Consider the following 23,174-nt stretch of genomic DNA (forward strand, 5'->3'; position numbering starts at 1 on the left):
GACATCGCCGACTACATCGTCAGCTTCTACAACAGCGTGCGTCTGCACTCCACACTGGGCAACTTGCCTCCCAATGCCTTCGAGCAGCAATCGGCAATCACACAACCTGTCGGGCTGTGCGAAATAACTTGACCAGGACAGGATGGTCCTCGCCGAGGACGCGCCGCATCGTGTCGAGTTGATGCTGCCAAGCATGCCGAGCTGGCCCGTAGGTGCCTTGCTGGTAGTCGTGCCGGCCGACCCATCCCAGCAGATCGGCTGTCCGGGCATCCTGCACTTCCGTGCTGACCTGCCGCGCATGGGCCACCCAGTCCTTCAGCGCCTCGTGCATTCGGATGTCCGCGACCAGCGGCATCAGCTTCAGCAGTATCTCGACCGCCGCCCGTCGCAGCGCCTCGACCCGCTCCGGCCGCCCGTCATGAAACCGCACCGTCCGCACCACCAGCGTATGAACCGTGAACGCCCCATCCCCGGCTGCGCCGGCCTCGTCCGCCAGACTCGTCTCGACCAGTTGCGCCGCCGCCGGATCGGCCACGTCCTGCGCGTCATCGTCGCCCAGCCCATCGGCCAGCCCTATCGTGCGCCACTGCAAGTCCCTCGGAATCGGCGCCGCCGCCAGCACCGACGCCAGCCGCAGCAGATCCCGCGCCGGCTCGTCGAGTTCGCGCAGGCTCGCCAGCAGCGTGGCGGCGATGCTGCGTTCGTGGCCGTTGGGCAGCGCCTCGCGGAACTGCGTCGCGGCGAACTCCAGCGCGTCGCGGTCGGGCTGGCGCAGGTTCTCCAGCACCTTGGCATAGCCGCGCCGCCGGATCAGCGCCGCCGTCACGTCGATCGCCAGCGCGTGGCAGCCGAGTTCGGCGCAGATCGCCCGCGCCATCGCCGCGTCCTCATCCGACAGCGCCTGCCCGCGTGTCAGCAGCCGCAGCGCCTCGTCCGGTTCAAGCTGCTGCAGGTCGATCGGCTTGACCGACTCGACCAACCGCGCCCGCGTCGTGATCAGCGTCCGCCCGAGTTCATGCGGCGCGAGCCACGGCGCCAGCGCGTCGGTGCGCTCGATGGGCGGCAGGTCATCGACGATCCACAGGAACGGCTGCCCGATCCCCTGGAAATGCTGGCGCAGCAGCCCGCGCACCTGCGGCGTCTCCAGCCCGTGCGGGTTCAGCCCGAGTTCCATCGCGATCGTCCGCACCTGGCTGTCGCGCTGCGCCTCACGCAGGGCGGGGTCGATCTCGCGCTCGCTGTCCGAGTAGCCATACGCCCGCAGCCAGAACACCCCGCCCGGATACGCCGCCCCGAAGCGCAGCGCGTATTCCTCCGCCAGCAGGCTCTTGCCCATCCCGCCCGAGCCGCGCACCTGCAACACGCCCGGCCGCCCCGCGCCGCCGACGCCGGTGAGCATCGCTGCCTGCTCGGCCTGCAAGGTCGCGTGCAGCGCCCACATCTCGCGCAGTCGCCCGACGAAGCGCATCGAGCCGAGGCCCGCCGAGCCATGCCACGCCGGCCGGGCGAGCTTGCGCAGGCTGCCCAGCGGCTCGACGGGCACTCCTGCGTGATCGGCCAGCCGGGCCGCGATCCGCTCAGCCATCTCCTCCACCGACAGCGCCGCCGCATTCAGGTGCAACTGATCGAACAACTCGGGCAACACGATGTGCCCCGGTGACGACTCCGGATTGACCACGAGCACGCGCTGCCGCGGATCACCCCCCGACGCCTGCGCCGCGCAGTACGCCGTCGTCAGCTCCCACTGACAAGCCCGCGAGGCGTTGTAGTCCTTCGAGTACCAGACCAGCAGCGCCCGCGCATGGGCCAGGCCGTGGTCGATGGCGCGCTGGATGCTGGCGAGGTCGTCGATCTCATTGGCGTCCTGCCAGACGGTGACGCCGCGTGTGTTCAAGGCGGCCACGAGCGGCGCGACTCGCTCCGCGTCGAGGCGGCGATAGCTCAGGAACAAGTCGCGGCGCTGGGCGTCGTCCATCGTGGTGTCTCCCCGGATTTTTGGATCGGGGCGACGATGCCATGGGTGCTTGACGGGTGTCAATCGGCATTGACGCACTAATATATCAGTGCTCTACTGCCGCCCATGACTTCCCGCCGCTCCCCCCGCACCCCGGATTCCCTGCGCAGCGCCCGCTGGTTCGCCCCCGACGATTTCCGCTCCTTCGGCCACCGCTCCCGCGTGATGCAGATGGGCTTCGCGCCGATCGACTGGAAGGACAAGCCGGTCATCGCCATCGTCAACACCTGGAGCGACGCCAACCAGTGCCACACGCATTTCAAGCAGCGCGTCGAGGACGTGAAGCGCGGCGTGCTGCAGGCGGGTGGCTTCCCGCTGGAGCTGCCGGCGATCTCGCTGTCGGAGTCGATGGTCAAGCCGACCTCGATGCTCTACCGCAACTTCCTGGCGATGGAAACCGAGGAGCTGCTGCGCTCGCACCCGGTCGATGGCGCGGTGCTGATGGGCGGCTGCGACAAGACGACGCCGGGGCTGGTGATGGGCGCGCTGTCGATGGGCCTGCCGTTTGTCTACCTGCCCGCCGGCCCGATGCTGCGTGGCAACTGGAAGGGCAAGGTGCTCGGCTCCGGCTCCGATGCGTTCAAGTACTGGGACGAACGCCGCGCCGGCCGCCTCTCCGACCAGGCGTGGCAGGAGATGGAAGCCGGCATCGCCCGCAGCCACGGCACCTGCATGACGATGGGCACGGCCGCGACGATGATGGGCATCGCCGAGGCGTGCGGCTTCACGCTGCCGGGCGCGTCGTCGATCCCGGCCGCCGACGTGAACCACATCCGCATGAGCGCCGAATGTGGCCGGCGCATCGTCGAGATGGTGTGGGACGACCTGACGCCGGCGCGGATGCTGACGCGGGCGAACTTCGAGAACGGGATTGCCTGCGCGATGGCGATGGGCTGCTCGACCAACGCGGTGATCCACCTGATCGCGATGTCGCGCCGCGCCGGCCACCCGGTCACGCTCGACGACTTCGACGCCTTCAGCCGCCGCGTGCCGGTGGTCGCCAACATCCGGCCGAGTGGCGACCGCTACCTGATGGAGGATTTCTACTACGCGGGTGGCCTGCCGGCGATGCTGGAACAGATCCGCCCGCACCTGCGCACCGACGCGCTGACCGTCAACGGCCGCACGCTCGGCGAGAACATCGCGGGCGCCGAGACCTATAACGATGACGTGATCCGCCCGGTCACGAACCCGATCTATGCCGAGGGGGCGCTGGCCGTGCTGCGCGGCAATCTGGCGCCGGACGGCGTGGCGATCAAGCCGAGCGCCTGCGCGCCGCACCTGCTGCAGCACACCGGCCGGGCGCTGGTGTTCGACGACTATCCGGCGCTGAAGAAGGCCGTGGACGACCCGGACCTCGACGTGACCGGCGACGACATCCTCGTGCTGCGCAACGCTGGGCCGAAGGGCGCGGGGATGCCGGAGTGGGGGATGCTGCCGATCCCGACCAAGCTGCTCAAGGCGGGCGTGACCGACATGCTGCGGCTGTCGGATGCACGCATGAGCGGCACGAGCTACGGCGGCTGCCTGCTGCACTGCGCGCCCGAGGCGGCGGTGGGCGGGCCGCTGGCGCTGGTGCGGACAGGCGACACGATCACCGTCGATGTGCCGGCGCGCACGATCCACCTCAACATTGGCGACGACGAACTCGCCGCCCGCCGCGCCGCGTGGACACCGCCGCCGCCGCGGTACGAGCGCGGCTACGGCTGGCTGTTCGGCCGCCACATCCTGCAGGCCGACCAGGGCTGCGACTTCGATTTCCTCGAAACCAGCTTCGGTGCGCCTGTGCCCGAGCCGGACATCTTTTGATTCCCGTTGGCCATTCCTGACCATCGGCTGCCCACGCCCCAAGGAGACACCCCCATGACTACCCGTCGCTCTGTCCTCACCACTGGCCTTGGCGCGGGGCTGGCCGCCGCACTGCCGCTGCCCGCCTGGGCTGCCTGGCCCGACAAGGTACTGAAGATCATCGTGCCGTTCCCGCCGGGGGGGACTTCGGACGTGATCGCCCGCCTCATCGCCAAGCCGCTGGGCGAACTGCTCGGGCAGAACGTCATCGTGGAGAACAAGACCGGCGCCAACGGGGCCATCGGCGCGGCGGCCGTCGCCCAGGCCACCGACGAGCACACCATGCTGCTGTCGGACATGAGTTCGCTGGCCATCAACGCCGTGATGAGCAAGGAGTTGCCGTACAAGCCCGAGCAGCTCAGCGGGGCCACGCTGCTGGCTTACTCGCCCCACCTGCTGGTCACCAACCCGGCGTTCCCGGCGTCCAACCTGAAGGAGATGGTGGCGCAGAGCCAGAAGAAGTCCATCGCCATCGCGTCGTCGGGCGTGGGCTCCGCCAACCACCTGGCGGCGGTCGAGATCGCGCTCGCCACGGGGATGAAGTTCGTCCATGTGCCGTTCCGGGGGGGCGCACAAAGCATCGCCGATGTCGCCGCCGGTAACACCCAACTGGTGCTCAACGGCATGGTCGCGACGCTGCCGCTGGTGCAGGGTGGCCGTCTGAAGGTGCTGGGCGTGAGCAAGCGCACCCGCATGGCGCTGATCGCCGATGTGCCGACCATCGCCGAGCAGGGAATCAAGGATTTCGAGTCCGGCACCTACCAGGGCATTGCCGTGCCGTCGAGCATGCCCAAGGCCACGGTGGATCGGCTGAGCGCGGCGCTGATCCAGGTGATCCGCTCGCCGGAGATGCGTTCGCGCCTGGTGGCCGCTGGCGCCGAGGTCATGACGTCCACTCCGCAGCAGACCACGGCCTTCCTCGCCGCCGAGGGCAAGCGGTGGGGCGGACTGATCCAGCGGGCGGGCGCGCAGTTGGAAGGCAACTCCTGAGATGCGCGGTTCGTCTGAATCGGCCTTCTCGATCGCCACGCTCGAAGCCTTCGGCGCGGCGCTGTTCGTCGCTGCCGGCATGGACGGCGACAAGGCCCGCAGCGTCGCCCGGCTGCTGGTGCTGACCGACGCGATGGGCCGGCGCACGCACGGGCTGGCGATGGCGCCGCTCTACCTCGCCGAGATCGCCAAGGGCGGGATGCGCGTGCAGGGCGAGCCGGAGACCGTGCGCGACACGGGGCTGACGGCGGTGTGGGACGGCGGCTACCTGCCGGGGCTGTGGCTGATGGAGCGGGCGCTGGACGTGGCGATGGCGCGGGCCGCCGCGCACGGGCTGGCCGCCATCGCCATTCGCCGCACGCACCACATCGGCTGTCTGGCCGCGCTCGTCAAGCAGGCGGCCGACCGGGGCTTCGTCGCGCAGGTCTACAACTCCGACCCCGCCGGCCGCCGCGTCGCCCCGTATGGCGGCACCGAAGCCGTGTTCACGCCGAACCCGTTCGCGATCGGCTACCCCGGCGCCGAGCACCCGGTGCTGGTGGACATCTGCGCCTCGATCACCACGACCTCGATGACGCGCCAGACCTACGCGGCCGGCGAGCAGTTCGCGCACCCGTGGCTGCTCGACGCGCAGGGCGTACCAACCCGCGACCCGGCCGTGCTGGAGCACACCGAGCCGCGTGGCTCGATCCAGCTCGTCGGCGGGCAGGAGTACGGCCACAAGGGCTACGGGCTGGCGCTGATGGTCGAGGCGCTGTCGCAGGGCTTGTCCGGCCACGGTCGGCTCGACGCGCCGACGCGCTGGGGCGGCAATGTCTTCCTGCAGGTCACCGATCCCGACTTCTTCGCCGGCCGCGACGCCTTCGCCGCGCAGATGGACCACCTCTCCGACCGCTGCCGCAGCAACCGGCCGATCCGTGCCGACCGGCCCGTGCGCCTGCCGGGTGATCAGGCGGCGGCTGGGCTGGCGCAGGCGGAGGCCGACGGGCTGCGGCTCGACGACGCCACCTGGCAGCAACTCGCGGCCTGCGCCGAGCGCCTCGGCGTGGCGCTGCCTGAAGCTTCCTGACATCCCGAGAACTTCCCCATGACCACGATGAACCCCGACACCCGCGCCAAGCTGATGACCGTCAGCACGGCCACCCTCTGCACCGCCCTGTTCAAGCGCGGCCTGCGCAACCAGTTCATCCAGGACGTGCGCCCGCTCAACCCCGGCCTGCCGAACATGGTCGGGCCGGCGTACACGATGCGCTACATCCCGGCGCGCGAGGATCTGAACCCGATCGGCGTCTTCCTCGACCCGAAGCACCCGCAGCGCGTCGGCGTCGAGGAGTGCCCCGAAGGCGCCGTGATGGTGATCGACAGCCGCAAGGACGCCCGCGCCGCGTCGGCGGGCGGCATCCTCGTCGCCCGGTTGATGCAGCGTGGCGTGGCGGGCATCGTCACCGATGGCGGCTTCCGCGACTCGCCCGACATCGCCAGGTACACGATGCCGGCGTACCACACCCGCCCGAGCGCGCCGACCAACCTGACGCTGCACCAGGCGCTCGACCTGAACGTGCCGATCGGCTGCGGCGACGTGGCGGTGTGGCCCGGCGACATCGTGGTCGGGGATGCCGAAGGCGTGATCGTGGTCCCGGCGCATCTGGCCGACGAGGTCGCGGCCGAGGCGGTCGAGATGACGGCGTTCGAGGACTTCGTGCAGGAAGAGGTGATGAAGGGCCGCCCGATCATCGGTCTGTACCCGCCGACGCTGGAGCAGAGCCGGATCGACTTCGCGGCGTGGCGCGTCGCCAAGGGGCGCTGAACGGGCGAGATACCCGCCAGTCCGGCACCTGCCCAGCCTGCAGTCCTCGGGTAATCCCGTCTGTCTGGCGCAGTGGCATGGCCCTAGAGTTCGGTCTATTGGTCTGACCAATTAACCAAATATCCTGACCATGCCCTTCCAGCCCATCGAGCCCCGCCGCCTCTACCGCCAGATCGCCGACCAGTTGCGCCAGCACATCCAGCGCGGCGAGTTCCCGGTCGGCTCCAAGCTGCCCACCGAGCGCGACCTTGCGCAGAAGCTGGGCGTGTCGCGGCCGTCGGTGCGGGAGGCGCTGATCGCGCTGGAGGTCGAGGGGCTGATCGAGGTGCGCATGAGCGCGGGCATCTTCGTGATGGCCCGCGAGTCCGTGCGCCGTGTCGAGACGAGCGCCCACGGTCCGCTGGAGACCATCCGCGCCCGGCAGGTGCTGGAGAGCGAACTGGCCGCTGCCGCTGCGCAAGCTGCCAGCCCGGGCCTCGTGGATGGTCTGGCCGCCGCGCTGCGCCAGATGCGCGAGGACATCGACCGCGGCGTGATGCCGATCGCCGGGGACCGCGAGTTCCACCTCGGCATCGCGCAGGCCAGCGACAACAGCGTGCTGCTGAGCGTCGTGACGCAGCTCTTCGACGAGCGTTACGGCGCGCTGTTCAAGCGGTTCGGCACCCACTTCGAGCGCGAGCGCACCTGGCGTGCCGCGGTGCAGGAGCACCAGGCCGTGCTCGACGCCATCGCCGCCCGCGACCCCGCCGCCGCCCGCGTGGCGATGCAGACCCACCTCGGCCATTCCCACGACCGCTTCGCCGATGTCTGGCCAGTGGCGGAACCGGCTGCTGTTGCCCCCACGAACCTGCTGACCTTGCCATGAGCTTCGCCTGTACCTTGCACGCGCCGATGGACCTGCGCGTCGATCCGCACCCTGTCGGCGAACCCGGCCCCGGCGAGGTCCGCGTGCGGCTCGGCGCGGGCGGCATCTGCGGCTCCGACCTGCATTACTACCAGCACGGCCGCATCGGCGCCTTCGCCTTGCGCGCGCCGTTCGTGCCGGGCCACGAGGCGTCGGGCGTGGTCGAGGTGGTCGGGGAGGGCGTGCAGCGCGTGCAGCCCGGCCAGCGCGTCGCCATCAACCCATCCCACCCTTGCGGACAGTGCCGCGCCTGCCGCGCAGGGCGGGCCAACCTGTGCGACCACATGGTCTACCTCGGCAGCGCGGCGATCTTCCCGCACCGGCCGGGCCTGTTCCGCGCCCAGTTCCTGATCGGCCAGGCGCAGCTCACGCCGATCGACGAGGACATCGGACTCGACGAGATCGCCTGTGCCGAGCCGCTGTCGATCGGACTGCACGCCGTCCACCGCGCCGGGCCGTTGCTGGGCGCCACGGTGCTGGTCACGGGCGCGGGCACGATCGGCTGCATGGCGGTGATGGCCGCACGGCTGGCCGGCGCGCAGACCGTCGTCGTCAGCGACCCGACGCCGCGTGCCCGTGCGCTGGCGCTGACCGTGGGTGCGGACGCGGTGGTCGGTTCGGACGATGAACTGCAGGCGTGGCGCGACCGCGTGGACATCGCCATCGAGGCGGCCGGCCACCCGGCGGCGCTCGCGGGTGCCTTCGGCGTCGTGCGGCGCGGCGGGCGCATCGTGCAGGTCGGCACGTTGCCCAACGACATGCCGTTCCCGGCCAACACGCTGATGGCCCGCGAGCTGGACTACGTGGGCGCCTTCCGTGCGGATCGCGCCTTCGACTGGGCGGTGCAGGCGCTGCGCAGCCGGCGGGTCGATGTGCGTCCGCTGATCACGGCCAAGGTGCCCCTGAGCCGCGCGAAGGAAGCCTTCGACCTCGCGCTCGACCGCAACGCCAGCACCAAGGTGCTGCTCGTGCCCGACAACTGATCCTCAATCCCTGATCCCTACACCGACAACCGGAGACAACGATGACGCTGACCAAAACCCTCGGCCCCCTGGCCTTCGCTCTGGCCGCTGGCCTGCTGGCGGCCTCTCCCGCCAGCGCACAGACCAAGCTCAAGTGGGCGCACGTCTACGAGACCTCGGAAGCCTTCCACAAGTGGTCGGTCTGGGCGGCAGACGAGATCAAGAAGCGCAGCGACGGCCGCTACCAGATCGATGTCTACCCAGCCTCGCAGCTCGGCAAGGAAAACGACATCAACCAGGGTCTGTCGCTCGGCACGGTGGACATCATCATCTCTGGCTCCAGCTTCGCGGCCAAGGCGTTCCCGCGCATCGGCGTCACCTACTACCCCTACACCTTCCGCGGCCCCGAGCACCTGCTGGCCTACACCCGCAGCGACATCTACAAGGAACTCACCGCCGGCTACGAGCAGAAGACCGGCAACGAGATCGTCGCCACCACCTACTACGGCACCCGCCACACCACCAGCAACCGCGCCATCACCAAATGCGCGGACATGAAGGGCCTGAAGATGCGCGTGCCGGACGTGCCGGCGTACCTGGCGATGCCGCGTGCCTGCGGGGCGAACACCACGCCGATCGCCTTCGCCGAGGTGTATCTGGCACTGCAGAACGGCACCGTCGAGGCGCAGGAAAACCCGCTGCCCACCATCGAGGCCAAGAAGTTCTTCGAGGTGCAGAAGCACATCGTGCTGACCGGCCACATCGTCGATCACCTCAACACCGTGGTGGCGGGCGGCGTGTGGAAGAAGCTCTCGGAAGCCGACCGCAAGCTCTTCACCGACGTGATGCTGGAAGCCGCCGGCAAGGCCACGCAGGAAGTCGCCGCCCGCGAGCGTGAACTGGCCGCCGTGTTCCGCAGCAAGGGCATTTCCGTCACCGAGGTCAACACGGCCGAGTTCCGCGACACGGTGCTGAAGAACGTGCCCTTCGAGCAGTTCGGCTACCAGAAGGCCGACTGGGAACGCATCCAGGCGGTGAAGTGAACGCCATGAACGCCGGCACCCACGCCCCGGAGGCGCCCGAAGCCATCGTCGCCAGCTTCGCCGAAGCCGACACACAGGCGGCCGACATCGACCTGTCGGGCTATTCGTTCGAGGACTGGGTCTGCCTGGTCTTCTTCTGGACCATGGCGCTGCTGGTGTTCCTGCAGTTCTTCACCCGCTACGTGCTGAACGACTCGTTCGCGTGGACCGAGGAGCTGGCGGTCTACTGCCTGATCCCGATCGTCTTCATCGGCGCGGCGGCCTGCGTGCGGCGGATGCGGCACATCCAGGTGAACTTCCTCTACCGCTACCTGGGTGCCGGGGCAGGGCGGGTGCTGTCCGGTGCGGTGGATGTCGCCTGCGTGCTGTTCTACGGCTACGCCACCTGGCTGGTGGCGCGCTACACGCTGGCGGTGGGCGACGAGCCGATGACCACCGTGCCGTGGAGCAAGGCGATCCTGTACTGGCTGGCCTGCGCGGGTTTCGCGCTCATGGCGATCCGGGCGGTGCAGGTCGCGTGGCAGAACCACCGGCGCGGCTACTCGGCGCTGCAACGCCCCGAAGCCTTCGACGACACCGACGCCTGAGCCGCGAACGCGCCGGCGGTTGCGCCGGTCTTCCTTCCTCCTTCCCGGAGCTGTTTCCATGTTCCTGCTGATTGCCAGCTTCCTCGGCCTGATGGTCTGCGGCGTGCCGGTGGCCGTCGCCATGGCCGGCGGCTCGCTGGTCTACATCCTCGTCTCCGGCACGGTGCCCGACATCGTGCTCGCCCAGCGCATGATCGCCGGCATCGAGTCGTTCCCGCTGCTGGCCGTGCCCTTCTTCATCCTGGCCGGCAACCTGATGAACATCGCCGGCATCACTGGCCGCATCTACGACTTCGCCGTCGCGCTGGTCGGCTGGATGCGCGGCGGCCTGGGGCAGGTCAACATCATCGGCTCGGTGGTCTTCTCCGGCATGTCGGGCACGGCCATCGCCGACGCGGCCGGTCTCGGCTCCATCGAGATCAAGGCGATGAAGGACCACGGCTACCCGACCGAGTTCGCCGTCGGTGTCACGGCGGCGTCGGCCACGCTCGGGCCGATCATCCCGCCGTCGCTGCCCTTCGTGATCTACGGGATGATGGCCAACGTCTCGATCGGCGCGCTGTTCGTGGCCGGGGTCGTGCCGGGCATCTTCATGACGCTGCTGATGATGCTGACGGTGGCGTATTTCGCCCGCCGCAACGGCTGGGGCGGCGACGTGGCCTTCGACTGGAAGCGCCTCGGCGTCGCGGGGCTGGAGATCGGCATCGTGCTGGCCTTCCCGCTGGCGGTGTGGGGGATGACGCGCAACGGGGTGTCGCCCAACGTGGCGGCCGGCATCGCCTTCGCCGTGCTGCTGGGGCTGGACTGGCGCTTCAACTTCTCGGCCGTGATGGCGCTGATGGCCCCGGTGATCCTGATCGGCGGCATGACGATGGGCTGGTTCACGCCCACCGAAGCGGCGGTCGCGGCCGTGCTGTGGGCGCTGTTCCTCGGGCTGGTGCGCTACCGGTCGATGTCGCTGAAGGGGCTGGTCAAGGCCACCTTCGACACCATCGAGACCACCGCCTCGGTGCTGTTCATCGTCACCGCCGCGTCGATCTTCGCCTGGCTGCTGACCACCACGCAGGCCGCGCAGGCCTTGGCCACCGGCATCCTGGCCTTCACGCAGACGCCGTGGGTGTTCCTGCTGCTGGCGAACCTGCTGATCCTGTTCGTCGGCTGCTTCATCGACACCATCGCGGCCATCACCATCCTCGTGCCGATCCTGCTGCCGATCGTGCGCCAGCTTGGCATCGACCCGGTGCAGTTCGGCCTGATCATGACGCTGAACCTGATGATCGGCCTGCTGCACCCGCCGCTGGGCATGGTGCTGTTCGTGCTGGCGCGCATCGCCAAGCTCTCGGTGGAGCGCACGACGATGGCGATCCTGCCGTGGCTGGTGCCGCTGATCGTCGCGCTGCTCGCCATCACCTACATCCCTGCCATCACGCTGTGGCTGCCGCAGCACCTTGGATTGCTGAAATGAAAATCACTGCCGCGCGCGTCATCGTCTGCAGCCCCGGCCGCAACTTCGTCACCCTCAAGATCGAGACCGACGAGGGCCTCACCGGCATCGGCGACGCCACCCTCAACGGCCGCGAGCTGTCGGTGGCGAGCTACCTGACCGACCACGTCATCCCCTGCCTGATCGGCCGCGATCCGCACCAGATCGAGGACATCTGGCAGTACCTCTACAAGGGGGCCTACTGGCGGCGCGGCCCGGTGACGATGAGCGCCATCGCCGCCGTGGACACCGCGCTGTGGGACATCAAGGCCAAGGCGGCTGGCCTGCCGCTGTACCAGTTGCTCGGGGGCGCGAGCCGCACCGGCGTGATGGTCTACGGCCACGCCAACGGCCGCGACACCGAGCAGACGGTGGACGAGGTGCTGCGCTACCGCGAGATGGGCTACAAGGCGATCCGGGCGCAGAGCGGCGTGCCGGGGCTGGAGAAGGTCTACGGCGTGGGAAAAAGCACGATGTTCTACGAGCCGGCCGACGCCGACCTGCCGAGCGAACACGACTGGTCCACCGAGAAATACCTGCGCCACACGCCGCAACTCTTCGACAAGGTGCGCGCCGCCGTCGGGCCGGACATCCACCTGCTGCACGATGTCCACCACCGCCTCACGCCGATCGAGGCGGCGCGGCTCGGCAAGGATCTGGAGCCGTTCCGCCTGTTCTGGATGGAGGACGCGACCCCGGCCGAGAACCAGGACGCCTTCCGCCTGATCCGCCAGCACACGACGACGCCGCTGGCCGTCGGCGAGGTCTTCAACACCATCTGGGACTGCAAGGGGCTGATCGAGAATCAGCTCATCGACTACATCCGCACCACGGTGGTCCACGCGGGCGGCATCACCCACCTGCGCCGCATCGCCGATCTGGCCTCGCTCTACCAGGTGCGCACCGGCAGCCACGGCGCCACCGACCTCTCGCCGGTCTGCATGGGCGCGGCGCTGCACTTCGACCTGTGGGTGCCGAACTTCGGCATCCAGGAGTACATGCGCCACACCGACGAGACCGACGCGGTGTTCCCGCATGCCTACACCTTCCGGGACGGCTTCATGCACCCCGGCCAGGTGCCCGGCCACGGCGTGACGATCGACGAAGCGGTCGCCGCGAAATTCCCCTACCAGCGCGCCTACCTGCCCGTGAACCGGCAGCAGCACGACGGCACGCTGTGGAACTGGTGAGGCAGCGATCCGCATGACACCACGCCTGCATCCCTCCACCCTGGACACGCTGCCTGCCGCTGTCGCCCGTCCGACGTTCGACCGCTATGCCCTGCAACCCGGCATCGTCCACCTCGGCATCGGCGCCTTCATGCGCGCCCACCTCGCGCCGATCACCGAGGCCGCGCTGGCGGCGGGTGACACGCGCTTCGGCATCGTCGGCGTCTCGCTGCGCCAGCCCGATACCCGCGACGCGCTGGCGCCGCAGAACGGGCTGTACACGCTGGCCGTGCGCGATGCCGACGAACACGGTCGGCCCCGCGAGCGGCTGCAGGTCGTCGGCGCGGTGCTGTCGGTGCTGGTCGCGCCGGAACACCCGCAGGCGGTGCTGGACCAGATCGCCAACCCGGCCACCCGCATCGTCAGCCTGACCGTGACCGAGAAGGGCTACTGCCTCGACCCGGCCACCGGGCGGTTGCGGCTCGACCATCCCGACATTGCCCACGATCTGGCGCAGTCGGCGGACGCGGTGGCACCGGTCAGCGCCATTGGCTTCCTGGTGCGCGGCCTGGCCTTGCGGCGTGCGCAGGGCAGGGGGCCGATCACGCTGCTGTCGCTCGACAACCTGCCGGCGAACGGCCACACGCTGCGCGGCGCCGTGCTCGCCTTCGCCGAGGCGGTGGATCCGGATCTGGCGGTGTGGATCGACGCGGGTTGCACCTTCCCCTGCTCGATGGTGGACCGCATCGTGCCGCGCACCACCGACGCCGACCGCGACGCGATCAGCACGGCGCTCGGCCTGCGCGATGCGTGGCCGGTGCTGGGCGAATCCTTCCTCGACTGGGCCGTGGAAGACCGCTTTGCTGCTGGTCGGCCGGACTGGACGCTGGGTGGCGCCCGCTTCGTCGCGGCTGCCGAACCGTGGGAGCACCTCAAGCTGCGCATGGTCAACGGCACGCACTCGTGCATCGCCTACCTGAGCGTCATGGCCGGCTGGACGACGGTGGACGTGGCGATCACGCAGCCGGACCTGCGCCGTTTCATCGAGGCGCTGATGCGCGAGGAGATCGAGCCAACGCTGCCCGATCTGCCCGGACTGGACCTGGCCGTCTACCGTCAGAGCCTGCTGCAACGCTACGCCAACCCCGCGCTCGCGCACCGCACCAAGCAGATCGCGATGGACGGCTCGCAGAAGCTGCCGCAGCGCCTGCTCGGCACCGTGCGCGACCGGCGGCGTGGTTTGGCAGGTGATGGGCGATCGGTGGCGCGGCTCGGGCTGGCGGTGGCGGCGTGGCTCCATTTCCTGCGCGGCGTGGACGAACTCGGCCAGCCGTACCCGATCGACGACCCGCAGGCCGAGGCCCTGACCGCGCTGCACCGCGCCACGATTGGCCAGCGGCTGGACGGCGACACGGTGCGCGCCATGCTGGGCTACGCGCCGGTGTTCGGTGATCTGGCCGGCAGCGCGCCACTGGCGGATCCGGTGCTGGCGGCGTTGCAGTCGCTGCAATCGCGTGGGGTGGCGGGGACGCTGCGCCACTGGGCCGCGTCCGGTTTCGACGTGCTGTCCATCGGCGAGACGATGGCGATGCTGGTCGCCGACGAGCCGGGGCCGCTCGCGCAGGCGCAGCATTTCAGCAAGCGGCTGGCCGGCGCTGACACGAACGTGGCGATCGGCCTGGCGCGGCTCGGGCTGCGTGTCGGCTGGATCAGCCGGCTGGGCGCGGACTCGTTCGGCGCCTACGTGCGCACCTCGATCGAGGCGGAAGGGATCGACACCTCGCACGTGGAGACCGACCCGACGCGCTCGACCGGCTGCATGCTGAAGACCCGCAGCGTCGATGGCCGCGACCCGGCAATCGAGTATTACCGCCGAGGCTCCGCCGCCAGCCAGCTCGGCCCGCAGCATTTCGACGCCGCCTGGGCGCTCCAGGCCCGCCACGTCCACGCCACCGGCATCACGCCCGCGCTGTCGCCGGCCGCCTGCGAACTCGTCGCGCTGGCGATGCGCAGCTTCCGCGCCAGCGGGCGCAGCGTCTCGTTCGACCCCAACCTGCGCCCGAGCCTGTGGCCCGACACCGCGACGATGCGCAACACGCTCAACGCGCTGGCCGTCCACGCCGACTGGGTGCTGCCCGGCATCGAGGAAGGCCGCCTGCTCACCGGCCGCGACACGCCCGACGCCATCGCCGACTTCTACCTCGAACGCGGCGCCCGTGCCGTGGTCGTCAAGCTCGGCGCCGACGGTGCGCATGTGCGCACGGCCGAGGGCGCGTCGCTGCACGTCCCCGGCGAGGTCGTCCCGGTCATCGTGGACACCGTCGGCGCGGGCGACGCCTTCGCGGTCGGCATCATCAGCGCCCGCCTGGAAGGCCGCTCTTGGCCCGACGCGCTGCGGCGTGCGAACTGGATCGCCTCGCGTGCCCTGCAGGTGGTCGGCGACATGGAAGGGCTGCCGATGCGTCATGAACTGCCCGCCACGTACTGAAAGCAAACCATGCTCACCGTCATCTGCGAAACCCCCGGCCTGCTGCGTGCCGAAGAACGCCCCCGGCCCGTCCGCGCCGTCGACGAGGTGCTGGTGCGCGTCAAGCGCGTCGGCGTGTGCGGCACCGACCTGCACATCTACACCGGCAAGCAGCCCTACCTCAGCTACCCCCGCGTCATGGGCCACGAACTCTCCGGCCTCGTCGAGGAAGCGCCCGAGGGCAGCGCGCTGCAACCGGGTGATGTCGTCTACGTGATGCCCTACCTGTCGTGCGGCCACTGCATCGCCTGCCGCGCCGGCAAGACCAACTGCTGCACGCACATCCAGGTGCTCGGCGTCCACCGTGACGGCGCCTTCACCGAAGTCCTGAGCGTCCCGCAAGCCTTCGTCCACCGCGCGGACGGCGTGACGCTGGACCAGGCCGCGATGGTCGAATTCCTGGCCATCGGCGCACATGCCGTGCGCCGCGCCAACGTGCAGGCGGGCCAGCGCGTGCTGGTCGTCGGCGCTGGCCCGATCGGCATGGCGGCGATGGTCTTCGCCAAGCTGCGCGGGGCTATCGTCACTGCGCTCGACGGGCGCCAGGACCGGCTCGACTTCTGCCGCGACACCTTGGGCATGGCGGCCACGGTCGCCCTCGGGGAGCAGGACGAGGCGCAGCTCGCTGCGCTGACCGATGGCGAGTTCTTCGACACGGTCTTCGACGCCACCGGCAATCCGCAGGCGATGGAGCGCGGCTTCCGCTTCGTCGCCCACGGCGGCACCTACGTGCTGATCTCGATCGTCGGCGCCAACATCACCTTCTCCGACCCCGAGTTCCACAAGCGCGAAACCACGCTGCTGGCCAGCCGCAACGCCACCACCGAGGACTTCGAGACCGTGCTGCAGGCGATGCGCGCTGGCCTGATCCCGTCGGCGCTGAACACGCACCGCATGCCGCTGTCGCGCGTGCCAACCGACTTCGCCGGTTTGCTGGACCCCGCGGCCAGGGTGATCAAGGCCATCGTGGAGTGCTGACGCCGCGCAGGCGCCTGGCGCTTCTTACTCCGCCGGCATCGCCTGCCCGTCCTTGAGCCGCAGCCAGCCCCGCGCGATCCGGTAGATCGCCCACACGCCGAGCAGGAACATGCCCAGCGGCAGCGTGGCGAATCCGATCAGCAGCGCCATGAGCGGCACCGACACCACCAGCACCAGCAGCGACCAGGCCAGCGCGATCCAGAAGGTGCGGATCACCCAGTCGATGTGCGAGGACATCCATGTGTTGGCGACCTTGCTGCGCTCGATGTAGCTCAGCACCACCGCGATGATCGATGGCCAGCCGAACAGGAACGAGCCGACCACTGTGGCCGCGCCGAACGCGCCCAGGCCGAGTCCGAGCGCGTGCAGCGCATAGATGATGTGCAACATGCGCTGCGAGCTGCGCAGCTCGTCGTCCTGGATGATCACGTTGTTCATGGCTGGAGTCTCCGATGCCGGCGATGGGCTGATGGGGTGTGAAAACTTTAACGCAATCGGCCGGGTTCAGCGGTGGACATCGAACAGCGCTGCGCCCTTCTTCAGCGCGCTCCTGGCGATCACGCTGCGGTGGATTTCGGACGTGCCGTCGAAGATCCGGTAGATGCGGGCGTCGCGGTAGTAACGCTCGATCGGCAGCTCCTTGCAGAAGCCCATGCCGCCGAAGAGTTGCACGGCGCGGTCCACCACGCGCCCCAGCATCTCGGCCGCGTGGACCTTCACCATGGCGATTTGCTCGCGGGCGTCGAAGCCTTGGTCGAGCATCCACGCTGCGTGGTAGACCATCCAGCGCGCTGCGTTGATCTCGATGACGCTGTCGGCGAGCTGCTGCTGGACCATCTGGAAGTCGCCGATGCGGGTGCCGAACTGCTGGCGCTCGCGGGCGTAGTCCAGCATCCGCTCGCAGACGTGGCTGGCCTTGCCGACCGCGCGCGCCCCGACCTGCGCCAGCCGCACCACGTTGAGCGCGCCCATCGCCAGCTTGAAGCCCTGGCCCTCGCCGCCCAGCAGTGACAGTGGCTCCAGTGGCACGTTGTCGAAGAACAGCTCGACGTGCGGCGTGCCGCGCAGGCCCATCATCTGCTGGTCCTTGCCGACGGTGAAACCGGGCAGGCCCTTGTCCACCATGAACATGGAGATCTCCTTGCTGCCCGCCTCGCCGGTCCTGGCCGAGACGAGGAAGAAATCGCTCCACAGGCCATCGCTGATGAAGTGCTTGCTGCCGTTGAGCACCCAGCCGCCATCGGCTGATCCCGTCCGCTTGGCGTGGGTGCGGATGCCGGCCGCGTCGGATCCCGCGCCCGGCTCGGTGATGGCGATGGCGCAGGTGCGCTCGCCCGCCACGGTCGGCTTCAGCCAGCGATCGACCTGCGCGCCCTGGCAGTGCAGCAGCGGCTCGTAGACGTTGCCGAAGGCACGGCGGATCAAGTAGTCGCTGGTGTGGCCGAACTGCTCCTCGCACAGGATGCGGTCCAGGTTCGACAGCCCGCCACCACCGAGCGCCTCGGGCATGTTCAGCGCGTACAGGCCGAGCGAGCGGGCCTTGTCGTGGAGGGCGCGGGCGGTGGCGTCGTCGAGCCGGCCGTCGTGTTCCAGCCGGTCTTCCAGCGGGCGGAGTTCCTCGCGGATGAAACGGCGCACCGTCTCGATGAGCATCTTCTGGTCGTCTTGGAGCGTGAAGTCCATGGTCGGTGTGGCACAGTGCTGCTTGTGTAAATGTGGAATGCTATTCCATAATTGAACTGTGTTCCAATAAATCCCTGCACTCCGACAAAGGCCCCGCATGTCCAGCCTGACGGCACGAACCCTGGCCATCCTCGAACGGCTGGCCCACCACGTCCACGGCGTGCCGCTGGCGACGCTGGCTGACGACCTGGGGATACCCCGCAGCGGCGCCCACCGGCTGCTGACGGAGCTGTGCGAGCTGGGCTACGTGCGCCAGTCCCGCGAGCGCGGCACCTACATGCTGACGACGCGGCTGGTGTCGCTGGGGCTGAACTTCCTCAAAAGCTCCGGCGTGGTGGACATCTGCCAGCCCATCCTCGACCGGCTGGCCGAGTCGTGCGGCGAACTGGTGCGGCTGGCAGTGGTGGACGTGGACCACATCACCTGGGTCGGGCTGTCGCAGGGCGCACGCTCCGGGCTGCGCTACGACCCGGACATGGGCATCGACGCCAGGCTGTCCTGCACCTCCTCGGGTTTCATCTGGCTGTCTACCCTGGCCGAGGACGACGCGATCGCGCTGCTCAGCCGCCAGGGCATCGGCTCGCCTGCGGAGTACGGGCCGAACGCGCCCGGCTCGGTGCAGGCCGTGCTTGAACAGGTGGCGCTGGCCCGGCAGCGCGGCTATGGCACCGGCATCGAGACCTACGCCCGCGGCCTGAGCGCCATCGCCACGGCCATCCGCCCCAACGGGCGCGATGCGGTCGGCGTGCTCGCGATCTCCGGCCCGACCGTGCGCCTGATTGAGGCGCGCCTGCACACGCTCGCCCCCGACCTGATGGCCGCCGCCGCCGACATCGCCGCGATCAGCAGCGCCTCGCCGCTCTTCGACCGCGCCCACGCCCGACCGGACCTGCAGCCTTGAACCCTGGAATGCCCCTGTCGCACGACCTGATCGTCATCGGCGCGGGAGGCGCCGGGATGGCCTGCGCACTGTTTGCCGCGATCCGCGGGCTGGACGTGCTGCTGCTGGAAAGCACCGAATACATTGGCGGCACGACCGCGTTCTCGGCCGGCACGGTCTGGGTGCCCAACTCGGCCCACGCGGCGGAAGTCGGCGCGCAGGACAGCGTGGCGCAGGCCGCCGCGTATCTGGACCGCGTCTGCGGGCCGCATGGCGATCCGGTGCTGCGCGACGCCTTCCTGCGCCACGGCCCGCAGGCGCTGGCCGAACTGGAAGCCGAATCGCTGGTCAAGCTGCGCGCCTATGCCCGCCATCCCGACTACGAATCCGACCTCGACGGCGCCACGCTGGCCGGCCGGGCGCTGGAGCCGCTGCCCTTCGATGGCCGCCTGCTCGGGCGCCACTTCGGGCTGGTGCGGCCACCGATCCCGGAGTTCACCGTGCTGGGCGGGATGATGGTGGACCGCACCGACATCGGCCACCTGCTGGCGATGCAGCGTTCCCTGACCTCGTTGCGCCACGGCCTCGGCCTGATCGCGCGCCACGCCATCGACCGACTGCGCCACCCGCGCGGCACCCGGCTGGTCATGGGCAATGCGCTGGTCGGGCGGCTGCTGGCGTCGCTGGTGGCGCGTCAGGTGCCGGTCTGGACGCAGGCGCGGGTCGAGCGGCTCACCACCGCAGGCACGGCCATCACGGGTGTCGAGGTCACCCACGCCGGGCAGACCCACCGCCTCGCCGCCCGCGCCGGGGTCGTGCTGGCCTCGGGCGGCTTCAACCGGCATCCGCAACTGCGGGCGCAACTGCTGCCGGCCGGCGAAACCCACACCCCCGGCGCACCGGGCCACACGGGCGAGGCGCTGTCGCTGGCCCTCGCGGCGGGCGCCCGCCTGGGCCGCGGCAACCTGGACCACGCTTTCTGGGCGCCCGTCTCGGTGCGCCAGCGGGCCGATGGCAGCCGGGCCGTGTTCCCGCATTTCGTGCTGGACCGGGCCAAGCCGGGCACCGTGGTCGTCAACCAGGCCGGGGAACGCTTCGTCAACGAATCGACCTCCTACCACCGCTTCGGCCGTGCCATGTTCGAGGCCCACCCGCTTGGCCCGAGCATCCCCGCCTACCTGATCGCCGATGCGCGGGCGCTGAAGGCCTACGGGCTGGGCATGGTGCGGCCGGGCGGCGGCGGCCTGCGGCCCTTCCTCGACGACGGCTATCTGGTCAAGGGCCGCACGCTGGCCGAACTCGCCAGCCGCCTGGGCATCGACCCCGCCGCCCTGGCCCGCACCGTGGCCCGCCTGAACGACCACGCCCGCGCCGGCCACGACCCCGACTTCGGCCGTGGCCGCACCGACTACCAGCGCAGCCTCGGCGACGCCACGTTTGCTCCCAATCCCACCCTCGGCCCGGTCGAGACCGCGCCGTTCTACGCCGTGCGCCTCTACCCCGGCGACATCGGCGCGGCCACCGGCCTGCAGACCGACGCCGACGCCCGCGTCCACGGCGCGCAGGGCCGGCCGATGCGTGGTCTCTACGCCGTGGGCAACGACATGCAGTCCGTCATGGGCGGTACCTATCCGGGGCCGGGCATCACGATCGGCCCGGGACTCACCTTCGCCTACCTCGCCGCGCGCCACGCCGCGGCCCGACTTGCCGGACCTGCTGCCCGATGAGCGACCACGATCACCCTCACCATTTCCCTCTCAGCGGCGCCACCCGCGTCATCGCCATCGTCGGCGACCCGATCGCGCAGGTGAAATCCCCCGCCGGCGTCACGGCCACGCTGCAGGCACTCGGCCGCAATGCCGTGGTCATCCCGGCCCACGTCGCCCCCGCCGATCTGGCCGACTACGTGCGCGGCATGGGCCGGGCGCGCAACGTGGACGGGCTGATCATGACCATGCCGCACAAGTTCGCGGCCTACGCGCTGTGCGGCACCGTCACCGAGCGGGCGCGTTTCCTCGACGCCGTCAACACGCTGCGCCGCAACGCGGACGGATCCTGGCACGGCGACATGTGCGACGGCCTCGGCTTCGTGCGCGCGATCCGGCAGGCGGGCTGTGTGCTGGACGGCGCCCGCGTGCTGCTGGTCGGCGCGGGCGGGGCGGGCAGCGCCATCGGGCAGGCAATGCTGGACAGCGGCGCAGCCGAACTCGCCATCCACGACGCCGACACGGCACGGCGCGACACGCTGGTCGGGCGGCTCGGCGCGCGTGCCCGCGTCGGCAGCGACGACCCGAGCGGCTTCGACGTGGTGGCCAACGCCTCCTGGTGCGGCATGCAAGCGGGCGATCCCTTCCCGGTGCAGGTCGATCGCCTCACCGCGCAGATGTTCGTCGGCGATGTCATCACCGCGCCCGCCGTCACGCCGCTGGTGCAGGCCGCCCGCGACCTCGGCTGCCGCACGCAGACGGGCGGCGGCATGTTCACGGCGGTCTGTGCGCTGATGGTCGAGTTCCTCACTGCCGAAGGGCCGCTGGCGTGACCTCCGCGACCCAGACCGCGATCCGCACCGCGACCGACTGCGACCTGCTGGTGGTCGGCTCCGGCGCGGGCGGCCTGTCGGCGGCGGTGACGGCGGCCGAGCTGGGTCTGCGGGTGGTCGTGGTCGAGAAGGCGCCGGTGCTGGGCGGCACGACCGCGTGGTCCGGCGGCTGGATGTGGATCCCGCGCAATCCGCTGGCGGTCGAGGCCGGCTTCGTCGAGGACGCCGACGCCCCGCGCCGCTACCTGCACCACGTGCTCGGCGCGCAAGCGGACCCCGAGCGCCTCGACGCCTTCCTGCACCAGGGGCCGCGCATGGTCGGGTTCTTCCGCTCGCGCACCGCGCTGCAGTTCATCGACGGCAACGCCATCCCCGACTTCCACGGCCACGCACCCGGCGCGGCGCCGGGCGGCCGGTCGGTCTGCGCCGCGCCCTTCGATGCGCGGCAACTCGGTGCCCGGCTGGCCGACCTGCGCCGCCCGCTGGACCTGGTCTCGCTGTGGGGCATGGGCATCGCGGCGGGTGCCGATCTGCGGCATTTCCTGCATGCGATGCGGGCCTGGCCGTCGTTTGTCCACGCGGCGAAGCGGGTCACGCGCCACCTCGCGGACCTCGCGCTGCACGGCCGCGGCCAGCACCTCGTCGCCGGCAATGCGCTGGTGGCGCGGCTGCTGACATCGGCGCTGGACCGGGGGGTCGAACTGCGGGTGTCGTCGCCGGTGCGGCGCCTGCTGCGGGAGGGCGGGCGGGTGGTCGGCGCCGTCGTGGCGGGTGCCGCAGGCGAAACGGAACTGCGGGCCGGGCGGGGCGTCGTGCTCGCCTGCGGTGGGTTCCCGCACGACGTCGAGCGGATGCGGACCCTGTTTCCCCATGCGCCGACCGGCCGTGAACACTGGTCCGCCGCACCGCCGGAGAACACGGGCGATGGCCTGCGTCTGGGCGAGTCCGTTGGGGCCGAGGTCCGCACCGACCTGCCGCACGCGGGGGCCTGGGCGCCGGTCTCGCTGGTGCCGCGGGCCGATGGCAGCACGGGGCACTTCCCGCACCTGATCGAGCGCGGCAAGCCTGGGCTGATCGCGGTGACGCGGGACGGGCGGCGCTTCGTCAACGAGGCCGGGCCGTACCACGACTTCATGGCGGCGCTGTTTTCGGCGGTTCCTGCCGGCGAGCCGGTGCAGGCGTGGCTGGTCTGCGACCACCGTTTCATCCGCCGCTACGGGCTGGGCCATGCCAAGCCGGCGCCGATGCCGCTGGGGCCGTCGCTGCGCTCGGGGTATCTGCGGCGCGGGCGGGATCTGCTGGCGCTGGCCGAGGCGTGTGGCATCGACGCGGCGGCATTGCGATCGACCGTCGCGGCCTTCAACGCCGAAGCGCGCCACGGCCGAGATCCCGCCTTCGGCCGCGGCGCCACCCCCTACAACCGGATGCAGGGCGACGCCGCGCAGCAGCCCAACCCCTGCGTCGCGCCGATCGAACACGGGCCGTTCTACGCGGTGCGCGTCGTGCCCGGCAGTCTCGGCACCTTCGCCGGGCTGCGCACCGATGCCAGCGCCCGCGTGCTTGGCAGCGGTGGCGAGCCCATCCCCGGCCTCTACGCCGCCGGCAACGACATGGCCAGCGTCATGGGCGGAGGCTATCCCAGCGGTGGCATCACGCTGGGGCCGGCCATGACTTTCGGCTTCATCGCCGGGCACCACGCCGCAGGGGTTGCGCTGCCGACGGTCGATCCCAACCCCGATTCCTTCCCGCACGCCGACTGA

Annotated in this window: 19 protein-coding genes; 16 read left to right on the forward strand and 3 right to left on the reverse strand. The window is 70.3% G+C overall.

Annotation, left to right across the window (positions count from 1 at the left end):
• Window positions 1-97 precede the first annotated feature (97 nt).
• On the reverse strand, window positions 98-1,975 hold the full coding sequence (locus RMP06_RS17655; protein WP_310463105.1) for a tetratricopeptide repeat protein: 1,878 nt from the start codon (window positions 1,973-1,975) through the stop codon (window positions 98-100).
• 105 nt (window positions 1,976-2,080) lie between these two features.
• On the opposite strand from RMP06_RS17655, the gene araD reads away from it, so the two are divergent.
• The 12 genes from araD to RMP06_RS17720 all read left to right on the forward strand — a co-directional run bounded on the left by araD (window position 2,081) and on the right by RMP06_RS17720 (window position 16,312).
• On the forward strand, window positions 2,081-3,823 hold the full coding sequence (gene araD, locus RMP06_RS17660) for an L-arabinonate dehydratase (protein WP_310463106.1): 1,743 nt from the start codon (window positions 2,081-2,083) through the stop codon (window positions 3,821-3,823).
• Window positions 3,824-3,877: 54 nt separating this feature from the next.
• Window positions 3,878-4,852: a Bug family tripartite tricarboxylate transporter substrate binding protein gene (locus RMP06_RS17665; RefSeq protein ID WP_310463107.1), complete on the forward strand. Its 975-nt coding sequence runs from the start codon at window positions 3,878-3,880 to the stop codon at window positions 4,850-4,852.
• 1 nt (window position 4,853) lies between these two features.
• Window positions 4,854-5,921, forward strand: coding sequence for an Ldh family oxidoreductase (locus RMP06_RS17670; protein WP_310463108.1), 1,068 nt, complete (start codon window positions 4,854-4,856; stop codon window positions 5,919-5,921).
• A 27-nt stretch (window positions 5,922-5,948) separates the two neighbouring features.
• Window positions 5,949-6,659 carry a ribonuclease activity regulator RraA gene (locus tag RMP06_RS17675; RefSeq protein ID WP_310463194.1) on the forward strand — a complete coding sequence of 237 codons (711 nt, stop codon included), beginning with the start codon at window positions 5,949-5,951 and terminating at the stop codon, window positions 6,657-6,659.
• A 130-nt stretch (window positions 6,660-6,789) separates the two neighbouring features.
• Complete coding sequence (locus RMP06_RS17680; RefSeq protein ID WP_310463109.1) at window positions 6,790-7,524, forward strand: FadR/GntR family transcriptional regulator; 735 nt, start codon at window positions 6,790-6,792, stop codon at window positions 7,522-7,524.
• On the forward strand, window positions 7,521-8,546 hold the full coding sequence (locus tag RMP06_RS17685; protein ID WP_310463110.1) for an L-idonate 5-dehydrogenase: 1,026 nt from the start codon (window positions 7,521-7,523) through the stop codon (window positions 8,544-8,546). Before RMP06_RS17680 ends, RMP06_RS17685 begins: the two co-directional genes overlap by 4 nt.
• 41 nt (window positions 8,547-8,587) lie before the next feature.
• Window positions 8,588-9,568 carry a sialic acid TRAP transporter substrate-binding protein SiaP gene (locus RMP06_RS17690; RefSeq protein WP_310463111.1) on the forward strand — a complete coding sequence of 327 codons (981 nt, stop codon included), beginning with the start codon at window positions 8,588-8,590 and terminating at the stop codon, window positions 9,566-9,568.
• 5 nt (window positions 9,569-9,573) lie between these two features.
• On the forward strand, window positions 9,574-10,155 hold the full coding sequence (locus RMP06_RS17695; protein WP_310463112.1) for a TRAP transporter small permease: 582 nt from the start codon (window positions 9,574-9,576) through the stop codon (window positions 10,153-10,155).
• Between the two features lie 58 nt (window positions 10,156-10,213).
• Window positions 10,214-11,620 (forward strand): TRAP transporter large permease, encoded by a 1,407-nt coding sequence (locus RMP06_RS17700; protein ID WP_310463113.1) that lies wholly within the window; start codon window positions 10,214-10,216, stop codon window positions 11,618-11,620.
• Entirely contained in the window at window positions 11,617-12,828 is a 1,212-nt protein-coding gene (gene manD / locus RMP06_RS17705) for a D-mannonate dehydratase ManD (RefSeq protein ID WP_310463114.1), read from the forward strand. The genes RMP06_RS17700 and manD overlap by 4 nt, the downstream gene beginning before the upstream one ends.
• A gap of 13 nt (window positions 12,829-12,841) precedes the next feature.
• A complete protein-coding gene (locus tag RMP06_RS21480) occupies window positions 12,842-15,295 on the forward strand; it encodes a PfkB family carbohydrate kinase (RefSeq protein ID WP_409050198.1) in 2,454 nt (817 codons plus the stop codon).
• A gap of 9 nt (window positions 15,296-15,304) precedes the next feature.
• Complete coding sequence (locus RMP06_RS17720; RefSeq protein WP_310463115.1) at window positions 15,305-16,312, forward strand: zinc-binding alcohol dehydrogenase family protein; 1,008 nt, start codon at window positions 15,305-15,307, stop codon at window positions 16,310-16,312.
• 24 nt (window positions 16,313-16,336) lie between these two features.
• Here the strand turns inward: RMP06_RS17720 and RMP06_RS17725 are convergent, their stop codons facing one another.
• Both RMP06_RS17725 and RMP06_RS17730 read right to left on the reverse strand, forming a co-directional pair.
• Complete coding sequence (locus RMP06_RS17725) at window positions 16,337-16,750, reverse strand: DUF4870 family protein (protein ID WP_310463116.1); 414 nt, start codon at window positions 16,748-16,750, stop codon at window positions 16,337-16,339.
• Between the two features lie 66 nt (window positions 16,751-16,816).
• Window positions 16,817-17,995, reverse strand: a complete 1,179-nt coding sequence (locus RMP06_RS17730; RefSeq protein WP_310463117.1) for an acyl-CoA dehydrogenase family protein — start codon at window positions 17,993-17,995, stop codon at window positions 16,817-16,819.
• Window positions 17,996-18,092: 97 nt separating this feature from the next.
• Here RMP06_RS17730 and RMP06_RS17735 point away from each other — a divergent pair, with 97 nt between their 5' ends.
• Genes RMP06_RS17735 through RMP06_RS17750 form a run of 4 tightly spaced genes read left to right on the forward strand, consistent with a single transcriptional unit; the run spans window position 18,093 to window position 23,174 of the window.
• Window positions 18,093-18,896: an IclR family transcriptional regulator gene (locus RMP06_RS17735; RefSeq protein ID WP_310463118.1), complete on the forward strand. Its 804-nt coding sequence runs from the start codon at window positions 18,093-18,095 to the stop codon at window positions 18,894-18,896.
• A gap of 8 nt (window positions 18,897-18,904) precedes the next feature.
• Window positions 18,905-20,602: an FAD-dependent oxidoreductase gene (locus RMP06_RS17740; RefSeq protein ID WP_310463119.1), complete on the forward strand. Its 1,698-nt coding sequence runs from the start codon at window positions 18,905-18,907 to the stop codon at window positions 20,600-20,602.
• On the forward strand, window positions 20,599-21,414 hold the full coding sequence (locus RMP06_RS17745; RefSeq protein WP_310463120.1) for a shikimate dehydrogenase family protein: 816 nt from the start codon (window positions 20,599-20,601) through the stop codon (window positions 21,412-21,414). The genes RMP06_RS17740 and RMP06_RS17745 overlap by 4 nt, the downstream gene beginning before the upstream one ends.
• Entirely contained in the window at window positions 21,411-23,174 is a 1,764-nt protein-coding gene (locus RMP06_RS17750; RefSeq protein ID WP_310463121.1) for an FAD-dependent oxidoreductase, read from the forward strand. Before RMP06_RS17745 ends, RMP06_RS17750 begins: the two co-directional genes overlap by 4 nt.

It is taken from the genome of Sphaerotilus sp., from assembly GCF_031429695.1.
Lineage (GTDB): Bacteria > Pseudomonadota > Gammaproteobacteria > Burkholderiales > Burkholderiaceae_C > Sphaerotilus.